The organism is Lacicoccus kunmingensis DSM 17847 (genome assembly GCF_059568765.1).
The window spans coordinates 1-19,754 of sequence record NZ_JCANUC010000031.1; the positions used below are offsets into that span (position 1 = coordinate 1).

The following is a 19,754-nucleotide window of genomic DNA, read 5'->3' on the forward strand; positions in this document are numbered from 1 at the left end:
CTTCAGTCAGTTCTGCAATCCCTTCAGACATTGGTTATCACTTCTTTCCTATGTATTAATGCAATCGTCATGATTTCTTTAATATGCTGATCTTCCAGTGAATAGAACGCGAGTTTCCCTTCTTTCCTGAATGTAACGATGCCTTCTTTGTAGAGCGTGCGTAAATGATGAGATGCATTTGCTACAGTCACACCGAGAATATTTGCGATATCACAGACGCATAATTCCTCTTCCTTGCATAAGGAATAGGTGATTTTTGCCCTATTCACATCGGCAATAGCCTTAAGCATCTGTGATATACCGGCAATATCTACAGTTTGTAAATTCTCTTGCATCCGGTTAACCTTTTCTTCGTCATAACAAAAAACTTCACATGTTTCTTTCTTATTCATACATACACCTCATCATTCAAATATTTGTTTGAATATAGCATAACATCTTGTTTTTCTTTATTCAAGCAGACGTTTGAATAATAATAAATTTGTATAAGTTTTTCTCGAAATAGAAAGAATTTTCTGAAATAAAGATGAAAGAAATTACGATATCGTAAGTGAACTTTATTGTGATAAATAATTTATTCGTTCTTAAAAGTACACTTTTGCGGACACTTCGAAAACATTTGAAATAAATAAAAACAAGAGTTTGTAAACATACTAAATTATTTTAAGATTGTTTTTCATTTATAACTAGAAAAATAATCTTCTGGTAAAACAATATATAGATGTATTTTTCTCTCTTAAATTTTTGATTGATTAGGGCAGACCCTAAATAGATATAATTATATTGCTGAATATATTGCATGTCATTTTTGACGATAAATTGCATATATTTTAAGTGTTATTTTGCATAACCAACTTTAAAGCCTAGCTGTCTTTGTGAAAAGATTAGCCGGGTTTCTTAACTATAGTACAAATTATCGCCTAAATCAGTGCAAAATAACATCGAAAGTGACAGTTGGAACATAAAAGGCTGTGTTCTACCTTTTTTCAAATGTGTTATAGTGCAAAATAGCGCTTAAAAACAGGCGTAAAATAGCGTCTTAAGTGACATCCTTTTACCGTATGCACTATTTTGTGTGTAAAACGGTCGTTTTTTAAACTTAATTTTACATGTAGTTTTTGTCATATTAAATACTCATTTTATGCACGGATTCTCGAAAATTATAATCTAGTCTAATACATAAAGGAATGACAAGTTCTTTATTAAAAGTAGAAAGAAGGGATTGTAAAGTATGAGAAAAAAGAACCTATTGATAAGCTTGTTTTCTCTAATGATGGTCATTGTTTTATCAGCTTGTACAAGCAATGACGGAGAAGCATCTGTAGAAGATACTAGCAATGAAAAGAATTCAAATGAAGAGATGAACATGAATGAGGACAATGAAGGTTCTATGGAAGAAAATATGAATGGCTCCTCCAGTGAAGGAGAAATGAATAATGGTTCCATGGGTAATGGTCATATGGATCATGATGATGTGGTAGGTCTAATTGATTCGACAGGAGAGAACGAACTGAGTATCCCCTCTGTACTCAAAAGCGACAGCAACAAAGGAACTGAGTATACAATACGCGCGCAAAAAGGAGAAACAGAAATATTTGATGGCGTTCAAACAAAAACATATGGCTATAATGACTCGTTTCTAGGTCCCATGCTTCAATTTGAAAAAGGAGATACTGTGAAAATAAACTTAATCAATGAACTCAATGAAAATACCACTTTTCACTGGCATGGATTGGAAGTGCCAGGGAATGACGATGGTGGTCCACACAATGTATTGGAGCCAGGCGAAGAGAGTACTATTGAATTTGAAGTGACACAGGAAGCTGCCACATTGTGGTTCCATCCCCACCCGGAAGGAAAAACCTCTGAACAAGTGTACAACGGACTTGCTGGGTTAATTTATATCGAGGACCAAAATTCAAAAAATATCGAATTACCAAGTGAATATGGAGAAAATGACATCCCTCTCGTTTTCCAAGACAAAGTATTTAATGATGAAAAACAACTGAATTACAAAGCCGTAGCAAATGAAGATGGCACAGTCGGGGGTACATCATTAATTAACGGCACATTGAATCCAAAATTAACTGTAGATAAAGAAAAAGTAAGGCTTCGACTTTTAAATGGATCAAATGCAAGAAATTACACCTTTAAACTAAATACAGGGGATTCTTTTGTACAAGTCGCAACGGACGGCGGGTTTTTAAATGAACCGGTCTCAATGGAAGAAATCACACTCACGCCTTCAGAGCGGGCCGAAATAATCATTGATTTTTCTAAAGTCGATGGTAATGAAAATATAGCGTTAATGAATGAAGATGGTGCCACGCTCTTACCTTTTGAAATCACAGATCAAACAGGTAAGAACATGGATATACCTGATGAAATGAATGACTTTTCAGTTACGGAAGAAGAAAAGAACCTGCCAGTGACAAAAGAAATTGAACTTTTCGGCATGATGGATCAGGTAACGATAAACGGAAAAAAATTTGATCCTGAAAGAATTGATTTTACGCAGGAACAAGGTGTTACAGAAGTATGGGAAATCTATAATAAACCTGACATGATGGGCGGCATGATTCATCCGTTCCACATCCATGGTACTCAGTTTAAGATCCTTTCCAGGAATGGAGAAGCACCACCTGAGAACGAAAGAGGCTGGAAAGATAGTTTTTCCGTTGCCCCGGATGAGACTGTAAAAATTGCCATTCAGTTTAAAAATAAAGGCATATATATGTTCCACTGTCACATACTTGAACATGAGGACAATGGGATGATGGGACAGGTTAAAGTAGAGTAAGCTCCAAAGCTTCAATCTAATAACAAAAAAGGAACTATTTCTTGATTTTTTCTAGACGAATTACAATATTGAGTAAGTTGGAGAAGGACAATCATCATTAAAATTATGTGCAGTTTCTATGGAGTTTTACCATATCGGTTTATATGCGAAATGGATGGGAATTCAATTAATGTAAGTGCATTCAATTCTATAGGAGGGATTTATAATGGCTCATGAACAACATCAACAACTGATTCAGACGTTACATGAATGTATGGAAGCCTGTAACCACTGTTACGATGCCTGTCTGAGGGAAGAAGACGTAAAAATGATGGCGGAGTGTATCCGATTGGATCGTGAATGTGCAGATATCTGTGCATTTTTAGAACAGGCTCTGACAAGAAATTCACCATTTTCTTCTGATCTGGCGGCAGTATGTGCCAAGGTCTGCGAAGCATGCGGCAACGAGTGTCAAAAACATGACCACGATCACTGCCAGAAATGTGCAGATGCGTGCTTCAAATGTGCAGAGGCTTGTAAAGAAATCGCCTAAGCACAACACTTAGAAAGAAGTGGTATGTCGGAACTTATTCTGGACATACCACTTCTTTTATTTCCGGTTAAGATTGTACCCAGCATTTTAACGAAAATATACATTAAGGTGTATTTGCATTATTAATTAAGAGCGCCCTTGATTTTGACAATACTTATAAGAGACGCCTTAGTTTAGACAAGGTTATAAAAAACAGTTGAGTTCGCTTAGAACCATCGTTGCAAGGAGGAGTAAACCGAATTCCCTTCAAAACAGTCATTAATGTATCTGTTAATTCATATAATAAAAAGAGCTTATCCATGCAGATTATCCATTTGAGATAGATAATCCAGTAAAGATAAGCTCTTTAATATCATCTGTTTTTATTCAACAGGTGACAATTCACTTTCTGTCACCCATTTATGATTTTCTACTTTTTCTCCAGTTGTTGTTGTGAAGTCAAGCATATATACAGTAGTGTCTTCAGCAGATTCTATCACAGCGGTTGCACCATCCATGCCTTTCATGTGATCCGCATCCAAGGTCACTTCAGTGCCAGGCTCCAGTGGTGCTTCTCCTGGACCTTCCAATTCTTCATGGATGACCCATTTATGATTCTCCACTGGGTCTCCACCAGTTGTAGGGTAATAAGTGACACTATAAGCAACAGTATCAAATGCGCCTGCAATTGTTGCTTCAGAGCCATACATACCTGGCATATGATCGGCTTTGATAATGGCTTGGCTACCCACTTCATAAGTTGGATCTTCTGCTTCCTCCAGACCGTCAGGGACTACACCAGTGCTGGACATCTGTTCAGCAAAAATGGATTGAATCGTTTCTTTCACTTCTAAAATACTGGTGCGTATATCATTAATTTCTGCTTCAGTCTCTTCAATGGATGCATCCTGGTTTTCCATTTTTTTGGTCACAGCATCCAAATGGTTGTCAGCGGCGTTTAAGCGATTCAGCAGAGATTCCAGCTTGTCCAGATACTCTTTATAGAGCTGTACTTCATCAACTGTTATAGGAGGGCCTTCGATAGATCCTTCGATTGCCTCCAGCTCAGATTGGATAGCGTCCGTTTTCTTCTCAACCTTATCCAGTCTCTTTTCAACCTTTGCTTCCCCCTGTGCTTGTCCATTGGCTTGGGGAGCTGCGTTGATGGAATCTGCCGAAACTTGTCCTGCTGAGAAACTGATTCCAGTAACGGTTGCGAGTGTGACGACTATTTTTGTAAATCTGTTATTCATTTTACATTCCTCCCTGGTATTTTTTCTAAGAGATATTTACCTTAAATGATACAAGCAATCCAATGCCTTCTAATCATTTTAAATTTCTATTGATTCACCTTCCTGAAAAAGCATCACCCCCTTTTGTAACTGTGATACTCTTCCCTTTTAGAAGAACACGCATGGCTCGAGATTAAAAATGCTTTAATGCGCATGCCCTTCTTCCCCATCATTACGGTGTTTAAGAAATACATACTCCCCTATGAAGATGATGATAATGAAAATGATGGAGACGACAACAATCAGCCAGTCATTCATCAGTTTGACCCACATAAAAGCTGCCAGTACAATTCCATCAAGTATGAATGCGGTCATGACAATGACTGGATTTGCATCCACCTTATCCCTCAGATGTTTAAATACACCCCAATGCACAATCATATCCATCACAAGATACAATATGGCCCCGACTGAGGCGATACGACTGAGGTCGAAAATGACGGCCAGTACCATCGCAAGTACAATTGTGTATACCAGCGTATGCTTTTGAATCCGTCCTGGCATGCCAAAGTGCTTATGTGGAATCAGCTTCATATCTGTCAGCATGGCAAGCATGCGTGACACCGCAAAGACACTGGCAATAATACCGGATACTGTTGCGATGATCGCAATGCCGACGGTAAACCATACAGCGTAGTTTCCAAATGCTGGCCTTGCGGCTTCTGCAAGCGAGTAGTCTCTGGCTGCAATGATTTCGTTTAACGGCAGATTGCTGGATACCGCCCATGCAACCAGCAGATACACAAAAAGACTGATGGAAATGGATGCGACAATCGCCCGGCCGATATTCTTATGGGGTTTAACGATTTCAGAGCCACTGTTAGTGATCGTCGTAAACCCTTTGAACGATAGGATGGTGAGTGCCACAGCTGCAATCATGCTGGTAATAGTTGCGTCTTCCGTACTTCCACTGCCCTCTGCGGGTGTAATGGAAAAACCGGCGACCCATAACCCGCCCATCGCAAAGACGACAAGTCCAATTATTTTAAGCAGGGACACAATCGAAGTAAACGTCTGAATGAAACTGTTGCCAGAAATATTAACCAGGAATGCAAAGAGCAAAAGACCAACAGCGAGCACAGGCACCAGGTAGCTGGTTGCATCCATATTGAAAATCTGCAACGTATAGGTACCGAAAGTACGGGCCACGAGACTCTGGTTGATGACCATGGATACGGCCATCAGCATCGCTGCAGAAGCAGTGACGGTACCCTGACCATACGCTTTTGCCAAAAACATGCCGATACCCCCTGCTGAAGGATATTCATTGCTCATCTTGACATAGGAATACGCACTGAATCCAGTTACAATCCCTCCGACGACAAACATGATCGGGAACCACATGCCGGCAAGTGCGGCAACCTGACCCAGCAATGCAAATATTCCGGCACTGATCATAACCCCTGTCCCAAGACCGATCGCACCAGTCAGAGATAAGCTGTCTTTTTTATATTCGCTCATTAGTATCACCTCAGAAATAATAGTCTCTAAAACATATGCCCATGGTTTGTGCAGTTAGTGTGCAGTTTTTAAAATATTTCAAATTAATTTTAGCAATGTGCTCAAAATCTACATTTTTAAGCAATCGATAATATGAGAAAGCTACTTTCTAATCCACTTGTAGCCCACGCCCCACACCGTGTGAAAGTAATCATCGATAGGAAAGCCGACTTCCCGAATTTTTTCCCGCATATTTCTAACATGGGAATCCACAGTACGTCCTTCCGTTTCAGAATGCATGCCCCACACTAAATCAATCAATTGATTTCTAGAAAATACCCTTCCTGGATTTTTCATGAGTAATCCAATGATTGCAAATTCTTTTGGTGTTAATTTTACAAGCTGTTTTTTATAGGATAGTTCAAATTGATCTTCGTCCCATAACAGTCTTTCGACTTCAATCCGGTTGACAGGTCTTGTTCTTCTTAGTAATGCATCCATTCTTGCAACCAATTCTTCTTCATTAAAAGGTTTTGTTATATAGTCATCTGCACCCAGCTTGAGTCCTTTTACAATATCTTCTTTCTGCTCACGTGCAGTCACCATGATAATAGGTACATCTGAGTATTGCCGTATTTCTCTGCATACTTCCCATCCATTCATTTCAGGCATCATGATATCCAGTAGAATAAGATCAAACTTCTCTTCTTTAACAAACTTAAGCCCTGCTTTTGCACCTACTGCTTTTCGACAAAAATAAGGGTAAGGTTTCAAGTATAATGTCAACAGTTCGAGCATTCTCTCTTCATCATCGATTAACAGCACTTTATTCATTTACATTCTCCTTCTTTAAAGATATGACGAAAACAGTCCCCTTGCCGAGTGTACTTTCTACTCCAATCTCGCCACCATGCAACTCCACAATTTCTTTAGCGATTGTCAGCCCGAGACCAGACCCTCCGCTTACCCGGGATCTAGACTTTTCAGAACGATACAGTCGATCGAATATAAAGGGTATATCTTCTTCTGGGATTCCTTCTCCTGTATCTGAAATAGTTGTTAAAATTTCATTTTTATTTTGAATAACTTCCATTGTGATATGACCTTTCTCGGGAGTATACTTTATTGCATTATCTAATATATTCAATATAACTTGTTGAATTCTTTCGGGATCTGCCATAACAACCAAGTTGTCCGGACAATGAAAGAAAAGCTCTATCTTTTTTTCATTGAGCGCTGGACGGATTCGTGCTAAAACCGTCTCAATCAAAGCGCTAAATACTACCCTCTCTTTTGTGATGGCAAATTCATTATGATCGACTTTAGCTAATTCAAACAGATTTTTTATCAGGTCTGCTAAATGCTCTGTTTCTTCCTGAATGATTTTAATGTATCTATTCCTGTCCGTCGTGGATATTTCTTTTCTGCTAATAATATCCGTATACCCTTTCATATAGGTTAAAGGTGTTCGTAGCTCATGCGATATACTCCCTAAAAATTCATTTCTCTCGTTTTTTAAACGTTCCAGATCTTGCGACAGCAAAGTAATCGAAGTCGCCAAATCTCCAAGCTCATCTTTTCGATGTGTATACAATTCCACGTTATGATTGCCTCTACTTAATTGTTCTGTCGCTTTTTTCATCCTCAATACCGGTTGGGTAATAACTCTGGAAAGAATAAACACCGTTATAACAGTCAGAAGTAAAGTCAATAGACCCACAAGCCAAAACTTATGGCTGAGATGATCAATAATCCGTTCGATGCTATCACTTTCAGCAAACATAAAAACATGCCCGCTATGAGTTTCGTTAAAAGTTAGGGGGCTGTCTGTAGAGACATATTTTTCTTCTGACCAATTTGATTTCAGGATAACTCCTTCTTGTGGTATTTCACCATAATCAGTATGTTCAATAACAGTTATCATTTCTGGTTCAACCGGATCAGAATTGGTGATTATCTCTCCATTCTCATCTGTTATCACCACAATAAAATCTGATTCTGACTCCATAATCGCAACATGTTCCAATGTCGTGGTTGTATAGTTTTCTTCCAATACGTCTCTGTGTGTATTCCCCCGGGCCAATAAATCCCCCATCACTTCCTCCACACGATCAGCGACCAGATTTGTATATAGGATATAGAATAATATGATTTCAATAATAAGAATCACCAGAAAAAACAAAAGTCCGATTTTTAAAGTTAATTTATTGAACATAAAAGCCTCCTCAGTTTTCTGCAACAACATAAATCGTAATAGATCATCTTATCATTTTGTTCATTAGTCATATTATATAGAAAAGTAGTATTTTTATTATGAATAATTCAGCTTATTTTACTTTGCCCACAACTAAAATTTTCTTCCACTGTTCTTATGAGCCGTCATTAGACACATAACTATTTCTGTTTATAGTCTAGATTGCTAACTCATCTTCATTCTGCGGATTGATTGCAACATACAAAATACCATCATCTTTCATTTCCGGTATACTAACGATTGTTTCATCAGCACTTTTAACATCTCTTTTGATGAGTGGCGCCTTTCCATCATGTGTTGCATAATAAAAGTCTTCTCCATAGAAATAAACAGTTGTACCTGCTTGACTCGAATATGCAAACCTCTTAAATTCATCTCCATCATCTTCTGATGAGAATTATTCCAGTGGAGGTAGCAGCTGCAACGAAGTTTGATTTTGAAGGATGTATGACTAAGTATAACACCTCACCATCAAGACCTTTTACATGGACTCGTTCCCAAGTTTTCCTCTCGTCAGCACTTTTTTAAAATCTTTTATTTAATTGGGAATTGATCTTAGGATTCAATAGAAAAATATCATGGCTATTATATCCTACTGCAACAACACGGTAATCTGTCTCTCCTTCAAATTTAATATGCTCCAAAGTTCTACCACCGTCAAAACTGCGTTGAATGCCAAATGGATTCGGAATATCCGAATCTCTTCCTGGCTGGCCGAAAGTATAAAAGCCTTCATCTACTACCTTAAATCTCATATAATCATTATAATTATTATAATTGCTAATAGTTTTATACAATTCATTATCACGAAATATCTTCAACCCACCATGAGTTGCAAAATATAATCCATCATTTTCGCCTGAGAATCCTATTCCATGATTATATCCACCACTCTCTTTATATATTTTATTATTTAAATATCGATTTTCCGTGCAGATTTGAGTGAAGTGATGAGATACCAGTCATGGTAGATAAACGTTTAAATTAAAAGGCAATATATATAGGCGATAACATTATTCTTGTCTAAATACATTCAATTTTCATTGAATCTGCACGTAAACTGCAAATATTATGGGTAGAGTTCTCAGTAGAACTAATAAAATGGAGGGCATATACATGGTAAAAAATAAAATATTATTAGGGTTTCTTTCGATATTCACTGTATCTTTACTGGCTGCGTGTGGTAACGGGGAGACTCAGCCTAATGAAAATGAAGAAAGTCAAAGCACTGAAACAGAGTCTAGCTCCGAAGAAGAGATGGACATGGAATCAGATTCCGGCGGTCATATGGAACATTCAGCCGATGAGATGTCCAGTTCGGGTGAAGTGCCTGAAGATTTGAAAGAAGCAGAAAATCCAACTTATGAAGTCGGAAGTCGGACAATTATTGAAGCAGAGCACATGCAAGGTATGGATGGTGCTGAAGCAACAATTTCCGGTGCTTTTGACACGACTGTCTATACTGTCTCATACACACCTACGAATGGTGGAGATCCTGTCGAAGATCATAAATGGGTCATCCATGAAGAATTGGAAGAGCCTGGAGAGGCACCCCTTGAACCAGGTGATGAAACTGTAATGAACGCCTCACACATGGAGGGCATGGAAGGTGCAACGGCCACGATTGACTCAGCTGAAGAGACCACTGTCTATATGGTAGATTTTGTTACAACAGATACTGAAGAAGAAGTGCAGAATCATAAGTGGGTTACAGAAAGTGAACTGGTACCTGTGGAATAAATTAGTGAATAGTAATATAGGATAAAAGCATGGATTCCTGATTACAAAGAAAAAATCCGGCAAATCTTGAATTAAGATTTGCCGGATTTTTTATCTTGGTCTCTTTCTACAATTATTATATAGAATCAATATGACATAAAAAGATGATACTCTAAATTCTTAAAATCTTTTGTCATTAACTAGCTGCAGCATGAACACGCAGAACCATCTTCTTTATCAATATCCTCTTTAATCTCGTAGCCGGTATTTTGAATAGCACCTTTGATGTCTGCCAAATTAATTGTACTGTCATTAAATGTTACATCTACTTTACCTTCAGGAATTTGAGCTTTGACTGATTCAACGCCATTTAATTGACTGACACTTCCCTCAACTTTATTAACGCAAGCCCCACATGACATTCCTTCTACATTAAGTGTTACTTTTGACATATAAATTCCTCCTTAAAATTTAATTAGATTACGCTATACAATAATTTCATCATACCCCAGGCAGGTATTTTATATTTTCTCTATTTTTTTATTTAACCAATCAATTATCTTACTTAATTCATTGTATCTACTGCTGATTAACAGTTACATTGACCTGGAACACAATTACATGGCACTACGTCAACTGCATCCTCTTTTTTCATCTCTAACACTTTTTCCAACTCTTCTATATCTATATAGCTTAATGTTGATTTTGAAATTAAATCTGCAATAATTTTTCCAATGTCTTTATTACATATATTATCGAAAGTTTGTTCAAGTGTACTTTTGAGAAAGTCACTTTCTTTTAAATTAGTTGAATAAATGTATTTGTTGCCGTCCTTTTCTGTGTTTAATACGCCTTTATCAACAAGTCTCCCAATAAGTGTTTTGGTCGTGGCCGGTTTCCAATTCTTTTTATTTTCTATAATATCTCTAATATCTTTACTCGTAGTTTTGTTTTGTGCCCAAACGATCCGCATCACTTCCCATTCGGAATCTGTGATATTTGAATCAATTGCTTTGGTCATATTTTCACCTCTAATTTTTTCAAGTATTTTTAAGATGTCTTTCATATTTCATACAGTAAAGAATTAAAATACCGACTATCCTTAAGTAAGGATTTGTCGGCATTTATTTTATTCTACTTCAAATCTATGAAGTAACTGCGCATTGATTGCAACGATGATTGTACTGAGACTCATCAAAATCGCACCTACAGCCGGACTGAGTATTATCCCCCAAGGCGCCAGTACTCCTGCTGCCAATGGGAGAGCAATCACGTTATATCCGGTTGCCCAAATCAGATTCTGTACCAGTTTATTATATGTTTTTTTAGATAGGCTGAATATTGCAAGAATATCTTTCGGATTACTGTCAACGAGAACGATGTCTGCACTATCCATCGCGATATCTGTGCCTGCACCCACTGCGATACCAACATCTGCTTTAGTCAATGCCGGTGCGTCATTGATTCCGTCACCTGTCATTGCAACAACCAAACCACGTTCTTGGATTTCTGTCACTTTATCTGCTTTCTCATTGGGCATTACTTCAGCATAGACTTCATCAATCCCAATTTGTTCTGCGACATAATTTGCGACTTTTTGGTTATCTCCGGTCAACATTATAGCTTTAATATTTCTCTTATGCAGCTGTTCTATTGTCTGCTTAGAACTTTCCTTAATCTTATCTGCCAGTGCAATGGCACCTGCTAATTCTTCGTTTACCAAAAGAAAAACTACCGTCTTACCTTGTTCTGACCATTTATTAAAGTTCTTATCGTCAAAATCTATTTTTTGTTTACGTACATATCCCGGACTCACTACTTTGACTTGTTTATCATCAATCGTCCCTTCAATTCCTACACCAGTAATTGAATTGAAATTTGACATTTCAAGCAATTCAAGTTCTTTTAACTTGGCTTCATTGAGTATACCTCTCGCAATAGGGTGTTCCGAGTCATTTTCTATTGTTGCTGCATAACTTAAAAGGATATTTTCGTCAATATTATTGAAAGTCTGTATATCTGTAACACCAAATTTACCCTCAGTCAAAGTACCCGTCTTATCGAAGATCACAGCGTTAATTTTACGAGCCTTTTCAAACTGTGGACGTTTTCGAATTAACAAACCGTGCTTTGCAGCAAGTGATGTAGATACTGAAATAACCAACGGTGCTGCCAGACCTAAAGCATGAGGACAAGCAATAACCAAAACTGTTACCAATCTCATGATAGCAGTATCTATAGTTGCTCCAATACTTATCCAAACGATAAATGTGATAATACCGGCAGCTAAAGCGATATAGAATAACCATTTAGCTGCTTTATTAGTTACATCCTGAGTTTTCGATTTAGTACGTTGTGATTCTCTAACCATATCTATAACTTGTGTCAGATAAGATTCATTCATCAGTTTCTCTACTTCAATAGTGAGAGAACCTTCTCTGTTTATTGAACCTCCAATGACCTCGTCATCAACGGATTTTCCAACTGGAACAGATTCACCCGTTAACATTGATTCATCAACTTGCGACTTTCCTTTAACGATTTTACCATCCAGCGGCATTTTTTCTCCGGGTTTTACTAATAGTAAATCACCCGCTTTAATATCATCAATCTGAACTTCTTCTGTTTCACCATTTTCAGTGATACGGTTTGCCGTATCAGGCATTAATGATGCGAGGGATTCCAGAGCCTTGGAAGCATTGTTAATAGCTCGCATTTCAATCCAATGTCCCAGAAGCATGATTAATACAAGAGTTGCCAGCTCCCAGAAAATTTCTTCCCCATTGAATCCAAAAACAACTGCCATACTATAGAAGTAAGCGACAGAAATCGCCATTGCTATTAATGTCATCATGCCTGGTTCTTTGTTTTTCAATTCATCGTAAGCGCCCTTAATGAATGGCCAACCCCCGTAGAAATAAACGAACGTGGCCAACGCTGCCACAATATAACTATCTCCAGTAAATTGCCAATCCACACCTATGAAATTTTGAATCATCGGAGATAGAAGTACAATTGGAATTGTGAATATCAGGATAATGAAGAATTTATTACGAAAATCTGTCACCATATGCGCATGATGATCGTGTCCGCTATGATTATGGGATTCGTGGCTCTCCTCATGGTTATGATGATTTTCTTCATGCTCAGCATGATTATGATTACCTTCTTTATTCATTTTTTCCCCTCCTACATTATAATACGATTACAACTGTAATCGATTTATTAACTTAAGTTTACGTCTGTAATCGTTATTTGTCAAGCTGTTAATTTACTAAGTTTATTATAAAAAATATATGTGCAGAAACTATCCACTACATGTATTTAAAAACTAAGTAAAAATAAATTAACTGCTACTCTGAGATTTAACATTGAATTAAAAATGCAGATTCCACGACACTAAATAGCATTGGGTAATCTGCATTTAATAATATTATTTAAGCTGTAAATCTGTCAGACAGGTGCTGTCATTCTCAAAAGTTGAAAAATTAGATTCAACTTTTTTTCCATCATAATTAATTTCTAAAGAGTAATTTTTATCTCTTGGCAGCCAAAAATCCAAGAAACCATTCTCAAGGGTAGTCAACTTCTCGTCAACGTGAACTTCTCCATCTTCATCTGTAATTTTTACATCCATCTCTTCATTCATCAGCTCTCCCTGACAACCTGTTAAGCTATGAAATTCACAAGGATGTGTATATGAGATGTATGGTGCAATAGATACAAAAAATTCATCGTCTGGCAAAGTATAGACATTCTCATCTCCACTATCTTTAACAATAAGTGTTTTATCATTTATAGATGCTGATTCTACAATATTACTAGCGCTTAATTCCGAAACCATTTCTTTAATATTTGATTCGTTCGATGCTGAGTCATCACTACAACCTGTTAAAATAAAGATTACGCCCATCAAAACTGGCATTAAATATTTTTTCATCCAGATTCCTCCTTGATATTTAATTTTAACAATAATTTTTAAACAAATTTTATAATAATATATCATTTCTATGAAAGTTATATAAACAAGTCATTTAATGTATTCATAATTAGAAGCCTTGAAAATCTCCAAAGTACGGCTGCAGCCAAATGATAATCTGAGTCAATCCATCAAAATACAGAAGTACACCCATTAATATCATGATGACCCCACCAACTTTCATAATCGTATTCGAGTATTTCAGCATCCAGCGTGTACGAGATACGAAAAAGCTCAATATAAAGAATGGAATTGCAAAGCCCAGACAGTAAATAACCATTAACATTAAAGCATCGTTTGGTGCACTGGCACTCATTGCGAAAATAGCTCCGATAATCGGTCCATTGCACGGCGTCCATCCGGCACCAAAAGCCATACCTATTAAAGTTGAACCTAAAAATCCTGACGGTCTATTTTTGAATTGTATTTTTCTCTCTTTCATCAGGAAATTAAAATTAAGCACACCGGTAATGATAAGCCCAAAGATAATAATCAGGATTGAACCTAGTTGTCTAATCAGGTTCGCATGGTCAATCAATATTCCACCTAAAAAGGCCGTGCCAAACCCTAATGCTATATAGAACAAACTGAATCCCACAAGAAAGAAAATTGTGTGGAATATTGCGCGTGCATTGAATTTTTGATTTTCTACTTCATTATAACTCATTCCTGTTATGTAAGAGATAAAAGCAGGAAATACTGGAAGCACACAAGGTGAGACAAAACTTAAAAAACCAGCTCCAAATGCAAGAAAGAAAGTCATTTCACTACCCAAAATAACACTCCATTCATATTGAGATTTTACGATAATTCGAACGAACTCCTAATATATTTTCTCAGAATTTTTTATATTCTGTTAATAATAAACTATATCTAATCCAATTATGCATATGAATGAAGTCCTGCAACAATTAAGTTTATTGCAATTAAGTTAAACAGTATCAGTATAAACCCGATTACTGCCAACCATGCAGATTTCTCTCCTTCATATCCTCTGTTCAATCTTAGATGCAGGAAAATAGTATAAAACATAAATGTGATAAATGCCCAGGTTTCCTTCGGGTCCCAACCCCAAAACCTGCTCCATGCAATTTGTGCCCAAATCGCTGCGAAAAATATACCACCAAGTGCAAACAACGGAAAACCTATAATTACTGAACGATAACCTATCTCATCCATTAAGTTTAAATCTGCTTTATTTGCAAGTGGTTTGATAATTGCTGACAATCTCCTTCTGAGTATCAGACGAAGGATCCCGTAGATTATCACTCCCAGCATGACAGACCATATTACCGTGTTCAATGATTGAGATTGAATGACTGGCGGTAAATTAATTCCTGAATGGAAATGGTCCGCAGGTTCATATTCATTATTACCTAAGTGTTCCACTGCAATTGCACCTTCAAAATTAATCAAACTTGGCAAATGATAGTCTGCAACTATCGTCTGTCCTCGCTGATCTGTATACATGAATTCATCACTGTAATCAACTGCACCTTTCATGATGAGTGTCGTCGCGATGTAGACCAAAACAATCACCAAACCTGCCATAATCACTTCAAGCATACGCGCCCGCCATGATTTTTCATCATGAGGAATTGCTTTCAGCAGGTAAATCAGTCCTGCCACTGCACTCATGGATAAAATACCGTAAGAAATCGTCACTGTAATGACGTGGATTGCCAACCAGTTACTCTGTAGCGCCGGAATCAGGGGATTAACATCTGTCGAAAACATGCTGCCATAGGCAATGAGAATTAACGCTAACGGAATGACGAATAATCCTAAAATTTTTGTTTTGTAGTAATGATATGTAATTAAGTAACCTAAAATTAACATTATTGAAAAAGTTGCAATGAACTCATACATATTCGAGACAGGTGCATGTCCGGTTGCTGTCCACCTTAATAAGAAATAAGTAATTTCCATAATAAAAGCCACTATAATCATTATAATAGAAATAAATTCTGCGGTTTTCTTATTAGACTTAACACTTAACGCAAGTGGTATAAGAGAAATCAATAAAGTAAAAAAGGCAGCAGTAATCAGCCAGTTACTAATCGATAATAGTGTGGATTCCATATTAATTCCTCCTCATCTCTGTTTATATTTCATTATTATTTTAGCTATCTCTATCTAAAATCTCATCGTATCCGGATTCTCTCAATACAGGATTTATATCTTTCTTTAGTCCAAAATAATTTTTGTTTGTATGCGCACTGATACTGAATCCATCATCAGTATTAACCCATATTCGTCTATGATTAATGTATGAACCAATAAATAGTCCCACTAAAAATATCACAAATCCTGTTGCTATCAATGGCATTGTCAGGTCTTTTTTTAGGGTCAAAACAGTAGCCCAGTGATTTTCATTTTCAACAAATTTTACATTATACTTGTTATTCTCTGTGATATCGGTTGAGTTCATAATTTGAATTAAACTGAGTTCACTAGATTCACTATCGAAAATTTCAAATACAAAAGCAGGGTTTGTAGCTACAGGTGTTTCGGAGATAAGTGCTCCATTCTCATCTATTTCAAGAAAATCTGGAGCATACGCTCTAATATTGACATTCACACCATCTACAACTTCATAATTTTGATGCGGATTATCCAATTCTATTGTGAAAGGTTCCCCAACAGGTTTATCATCATTGTCTTCAAGCTGAAATGTCATGGACTTCATCTGAGAATTATCATAACTTGCCTGATAAATTTCAAATAGATCAAAGCGGTATGGATGATTCACCTGTACACTGTAATCCTCTACCTTCTGTAAATCAGGTGCAGAACCCACTACATCCATATTTTCATTCTCATAAAAGCTAAAATCCGTCTGATAGTTGCTGACGACAGTCTCATTTATATTCTCTAGTGTATTATCATAGACCGTCCCGGATTCTTCATCGTATATATCTATGGTAAATTTATTGTTCTTCACATAATATTTACCATTTGTTTCAGGTACTTGAACCGTTTCACCTTCAGTAATGTAGATCAATTCATCTACATACATACCAGGAAAAAATCTCAACATACTACCAAATAATAGAAGAATTAAACCAAAATGATTTATGTAAGGGCCCCATCTGGATAGTTTTCCTTTTTCAAATAGATAGTGATTGTCGTCTTCTTTTACTTTATAACCTTTTTTCTTTAAGCCCTCGACGACATCTGCAGTATTATGGGAACTTCCCTGATGTAAATTCAAGCGTTGTCTCTTATAAAAAGACGGGTGTTTTTTAGCCCGCTGATTTTTTAAAGACTTGAACAACGGTATACCCCTGTCGATACTTGCTGCGATGAGCGAAAGTGCAAGCAAACCAATTAGTATGATGAACCACCAGGAAGAATATAAATTATGAAATCCCAGTTCAATATAAATTTTTCCTAAAGTACCGTAATTCTCTGTATAGTATTGTTGTGGATTGGCCCCCACTGGTATAAAATACTCCTGAGGAAAAATCGTTCCTATAGACGAAGCAATAGTGATGATTGCTATGATCGTTACTCCGACTTTTATTGAAGTAAAGAAAATCCAAATTTTATCAAAAATACTTTTAGAACGGGTTTTCGAACGAATTGCACTGCCATCATAGCGCATCAAATCTTTTATTTTATTTTTATCGTAATCATTATTTATCATTTTCCCGCACGACTGGCATAATTGTGTCCCCGGGGGATTGACATAATTGCAGGATTCACATGTTATCTTCCTAGATTCCATTAAAGCTCACCCTATTCAGAAGTAGATTGTTCCACAAAGCTGTAAATATCGTCTACAGTTAACTGATATTCTTTCTTATCCACGACAATACCGTTTTTATTGATTGCTATTGTCGTCGGCAGTGGTCCGACTTGATAAGCTTTAGTCACATCTCTGTTTCGATCCAATGCGATTGGAAAATCAAGTTTTTCATCTAAGCTGGATAAGAACTGATTAATCTGCTGCTCATCCTCCGAAACATTTATTGCAATGATTTCATAATCATCATGTCCCTCATTATAAATTCGGTTCATATCAGGCATTTCTTCACGACACGGTTTACACCAAGTCCCCCAGAAATTCAAAATAACACCTTTTTCTAAATTGACATCTGATAATTGTATTGGACCACCTTTCAACGTCTCTAGTTGAAAATCTATTGCTTCATCCCCTACTTGTACAGTTTTTTTATCAGAAGTTAAATTGAACCACAAAGTGACCCCTAATAAAATAATGATACTTAGTATAATACTTACTCTAAGAATACTTCTTGTTGTTTTTTTCATAATATTACACCTCCTGTAACGATTCCTTTCATCGAACAAATCATGCATTTTTGGTTGGCTTTGAAAGATAATTTTTGTTAAAAATAAAAGTTCATTCTCACACCAATCTAAGTACAAACTTTAACTGTTAAGAAAAATTCACTCCTAATTATTTAGCTTAAGCTAAATTTTCAAAGAAACTGTGCAGTTTCTTAGTATTTAATGTGACATTTCATATCATTAAGAGATTTTATTGGAACTCGAGAATTAGACTAATAAAATTAGCAGTTATAAGAAGTTCTCTTTACTCTTCAAATAGAACAATATTAGTCTTTAACTCGCATCAGTCTTATGTCATTCAATGTTATTAGTAATCTTTCACCTATGCTAGGATGTATAGCAATACACAATACCACATTAACTGAGAATTTGATTATAATAATCAAATTCTCAGTTAATGTGGTATGCAAAAAAATCTATAAATATATTTTTAATAATGTATGTTTTGAGCAGGCTCTAATCATACACGTTACGCCTGAAAATCGAATTTAATCTACGAAAGAATTAAGCATCACTATTTTTGTAATAACCGCAGCATAAGATGATACGCTGAGAATTATCATAAGTAGTGTGTTAGAAATAATCTAAGAATCTTTAAGTGGGAATGCTGCTTATATTTCAAAGGAGATTTTAATATGATTGAATCTGAGTTATATCATCTTAATAGAGAGAACCGGCAGAGCGGTCAGTATCTAAAGGTTCTTCATCTGGAGCTTAAAGAGTTTGATCAATCAGGAAAAATTTATAGAAAATAAGACTTGCCAAAAAAATCTTATAGACTCCAGCGAATATGAAATTATGGACTTTATGTTTCAGGATCTTTCGACAGAGAGTAGATTATGTACGTATATACTTCATAATAAAACAACAAATAAAGTAAGTCACCTTAGTTCAGTTTGGATTAAGTATGGGGATGATTGGAAGTTATTTTTCCATCAAGGTACAAGTACAAGCAGATAAAAATTTATAATACGCTCGGCATAATCACCAGTGAACTGTTTATGTCGAGGAAAGTTTTAAGTAGAGAAGCAATCGAATTAAACTCAAAAAGGAAATTGGAATTAAAATTATAAGATGCTAGTATTTTTGTTTTTTTAATCACTTCTTCGTTTGTCAAAATAAGCTAGACAGCCTGCCTACATCCATGTAACTCATAAATGCTTCCAGCGGTGTCTGGTAGTTCAAAGACTTTCTGGGTATGTGGTTTCTCTTGGAGGCTACTGAAGCAACCATCCTCTGATCCACTGTGTTGAAATCCATATGCTTGGGCAGGCCGTCTTTCCGAAGCAGTCCATTGGAATGTTCATTCAATCCTCTTTGGGAAGGCGTGCCCGGGTCGGCAAAGTAAATATCAATATCATTTCGGTTGCTCATTGACTGCCAATTTGAGAATTCCTTACCACAGTCGAAAGTAATGGATTTGAACACATTTCTGGGGATCTGAT

The 19,754-nt window shown here is 36.5% G+C and carries 18 protein-coding genes; 3 read left to right on the plus strand and 15 right to left on the minus strand.

Features of this window, described 5'->3' with window-relative positions; genetic code table 11:
• Positions 1-23: 23 nt before the first annotated feature.
• Positions 24-392: an ArsR/SmtB family transcription factor gene (locus BO48_RS15850; RefSeq protein WP_052256044.1), complete on the minus strand. Its 369-nt coding sequence runs from the start codon at positions 390-392 to the stop codon at positions 24-26.
• An 839-nt stretch (positions 393-1,231) separates the two neighbouring features.
• Here BO48_RS15850 and BO48_RS15855 point away from each other — a divergent pair.
• The gene (locus BO48_RS15855; protein WP_496368974.1) at positions 1,232-2,800 is read left to right on the plus strand and encodes a multicopper oxidase family protein; all 1,569 of its coding nucleotides are present in this window, start codon (positions 1,232-1,234) and stop codon (positions 2,798-2,800) included.
• Positions 2,801-3,005: 205 nt separating this feature from the next.
• Positions 3,006-3,332: a four-helix bundle copper-binding protein gene (locus BO48_RS15860; protein ID WP_020006663.1), complete on the plus strand. Its 327-nt coding sequence runs from the start codon at positions 3,006-3,008 to the stop codon at positions 3,330-3,332.
• 362 nt (positions 3,333-3,694) lie between these two features.
• On the opposite strand, the gene BO48_RS15865 is transcribed toward BO48_RS15860, so the two are convergent.
• The 5 genes from BO48_RS15865 to BO48_RS15885 form a co-directional block, all read right to left on the minus strand.
• A complete protein-coding gene (locus BO48_RS15865) occupies positions 3,695-4,231 on the minus strand; it encodes a YdhK family protein (protein WP_496368991.1) in 537 nt (178 codons plus the stop codon).
• 516 nt (positions 4,232-4,747) lie between these two features.
• Positions 4,748-6,064, minus strand: coding sequence for an APC family permease (locus BO48_RS15870; protein ID WP_046791366.1), 1,317 nt, complete (start codon positions 6,062-6,064; stop codon positions 4,748-4,750).
• Between the two features lie 141 nt (positions 6,065-6,205).
• Complete coding sequence (locus tag BO48_RS15875; RefSeq protein ID WP_052256072.1) at positions 6,206-6,877, minus strand: response regulator transcription factor; 672 nt, start codon at positions 6,875-6,877, stop codon at positions 6,206-6,208.
• Positions 6,870-8,258: a sensor histidine kinase gene (locus BO48_RS15880; RefSeq protein WP_496368977.1), complete on the minus strand. Its 1,389-nt coding sequence runs from the start codon at positions 8,256-8,258 to the stop codon at positions 6,870-6,872. The genes BO48_RS15875 and BO48_RS15880 overlap by 8 nt, the downstream gene beginning before the upstream one ends.
• 563 nt (positions 8,259-8,821) lie before the next feature.
• Entirely contained in the window at positions 8,822-9,094 is a 273-nt protein-coding gene (locus BO48_RS15885) for a hypothetical protein (RefSeq protein WP_496368979.1), read from the minus strand.
• A 319-nt stretch (positions 9,095-9,413) separates the two neighbouring features.
• Between BO48_RS15885 and BO48_RS15890 the strand changes: the two genes are divergently transcribed.
• A complete protein-coding gene (locus tag BO48_RS15890) occupies positions 9,414-10,037 on the plus strand; it encodes a YdhK family protein (protein ID WP_496368981.1) in 624 nt (207 codons plus the stop codon).
• Between the two features lie 179 nt (positions 10,038-10,216).
• On the opposite strand, the gene BO48_RS15895 is transcribed toward BO48_RS15890, so the two are convergent.
• The 9 genes from BO48_RS15895 to BO48_RS15935 form a co-directional block, all read right to left on the minus strand.
• Positions 10,217-10,468, minus strand: a complete 252-nt coding sequence (locus BO48_RS15895) for a copper ion binding protein (RefSeq protein ID WP_051239034.1) — start codon at positions 10,466-10,468, stop codon at positions 10,217-10,219.
• 137 nt (positions 10,469-10,605) lie between these two features.
• The gene (locus BO48_RS15900) at positions 10,606-11,082 is read right to left on the minus strand and encodes a CopY/TcrY family copper transport repressor (protein WP_496368983.1); all 477 of its coding nucleotides are present in this window, start codon (positions 11,080-11,082) and stop codon (positions 10,606-10,608) included.
• A gap of 63 nt (positions 11,083-11,145) precedes the next feature.
• Entirely contained in the window at positions 11,146-13,194 is a 2,049-nt protein-coding gene (locus tag BO48_RS15905; protein ID WP_341344964.1) for a copper-translocating P-type ATPase, read from the minus strand.
• A 255-nt stretch (positions 13,195-13,449) separates the two neighbouring features.
• A complete protein-coding gene (locus BO48_RS15910; protein WP_026859513.1) occupies positions 13,450-13,956 on the minus strand; it encodes a CueP family metal-binding protein in 507 nt (168 codons plus the stop codon).
• Between the two features lie 109 nt (positions 13,957-14,065).
• Positions 14,066-14,770: a cytochrome c biogenesis protein CcdA gene (locus BO48_RS15915; protein WP_026859514.1), complete on the minus strand. Its 705-nt coding sequence runs from the start codon at positions 14,768-14,770 to the stop codon at positions 14,066-14,068.
• Between the two features lie 107 nt (positions 14,771-14,877).
• A complete protein-coding gene (gene ccsB, locus BO48_RS15920) occupies positions 14,878-16,077 on the minus strand; it encodes a c-type cytochrome biogenesis protein CcsB (RefSeq protein ID WP_341344963.1) in 1,200 nt (399 codons plus the stop codon).
• A gap of 40 nt (positions 16,078-16,117) precedes the next feature.
• A complete protein-coding gene (gene resB / locus BO48_RS15925) occupies positions 16,118-17,644 on the minus strand; it encodes a cytochrome c biogenesis protein ResB (RefSeq protein ID WP_496368987.1) in 1,527 nt (508 codons plus the stop codon).
• A gap of 92 nt (positions 17,645-17,736) precedes the next feature.
• Positions 17,737-18,270: a thiol-disulfide oxidoreductase ResA gene (gene resA / locus BO48_RS15930; RefSeq protein WP_052256058.1), complete on the minus strand. Its 534-nt coding sequence runs from the start codon at positions 18,268-18,270 to the stop codon at positions 17,737-17,739.
• 1,152 nt (positions 18,271-19,422) lie between these two features.
• Positions 19,423-19,754 (minus strand): IS30 family transposase (locus BO48_RS15935; protein WP_496368989.1); only part of this gene is annotated, 332 nt, incomplete at its 5' end.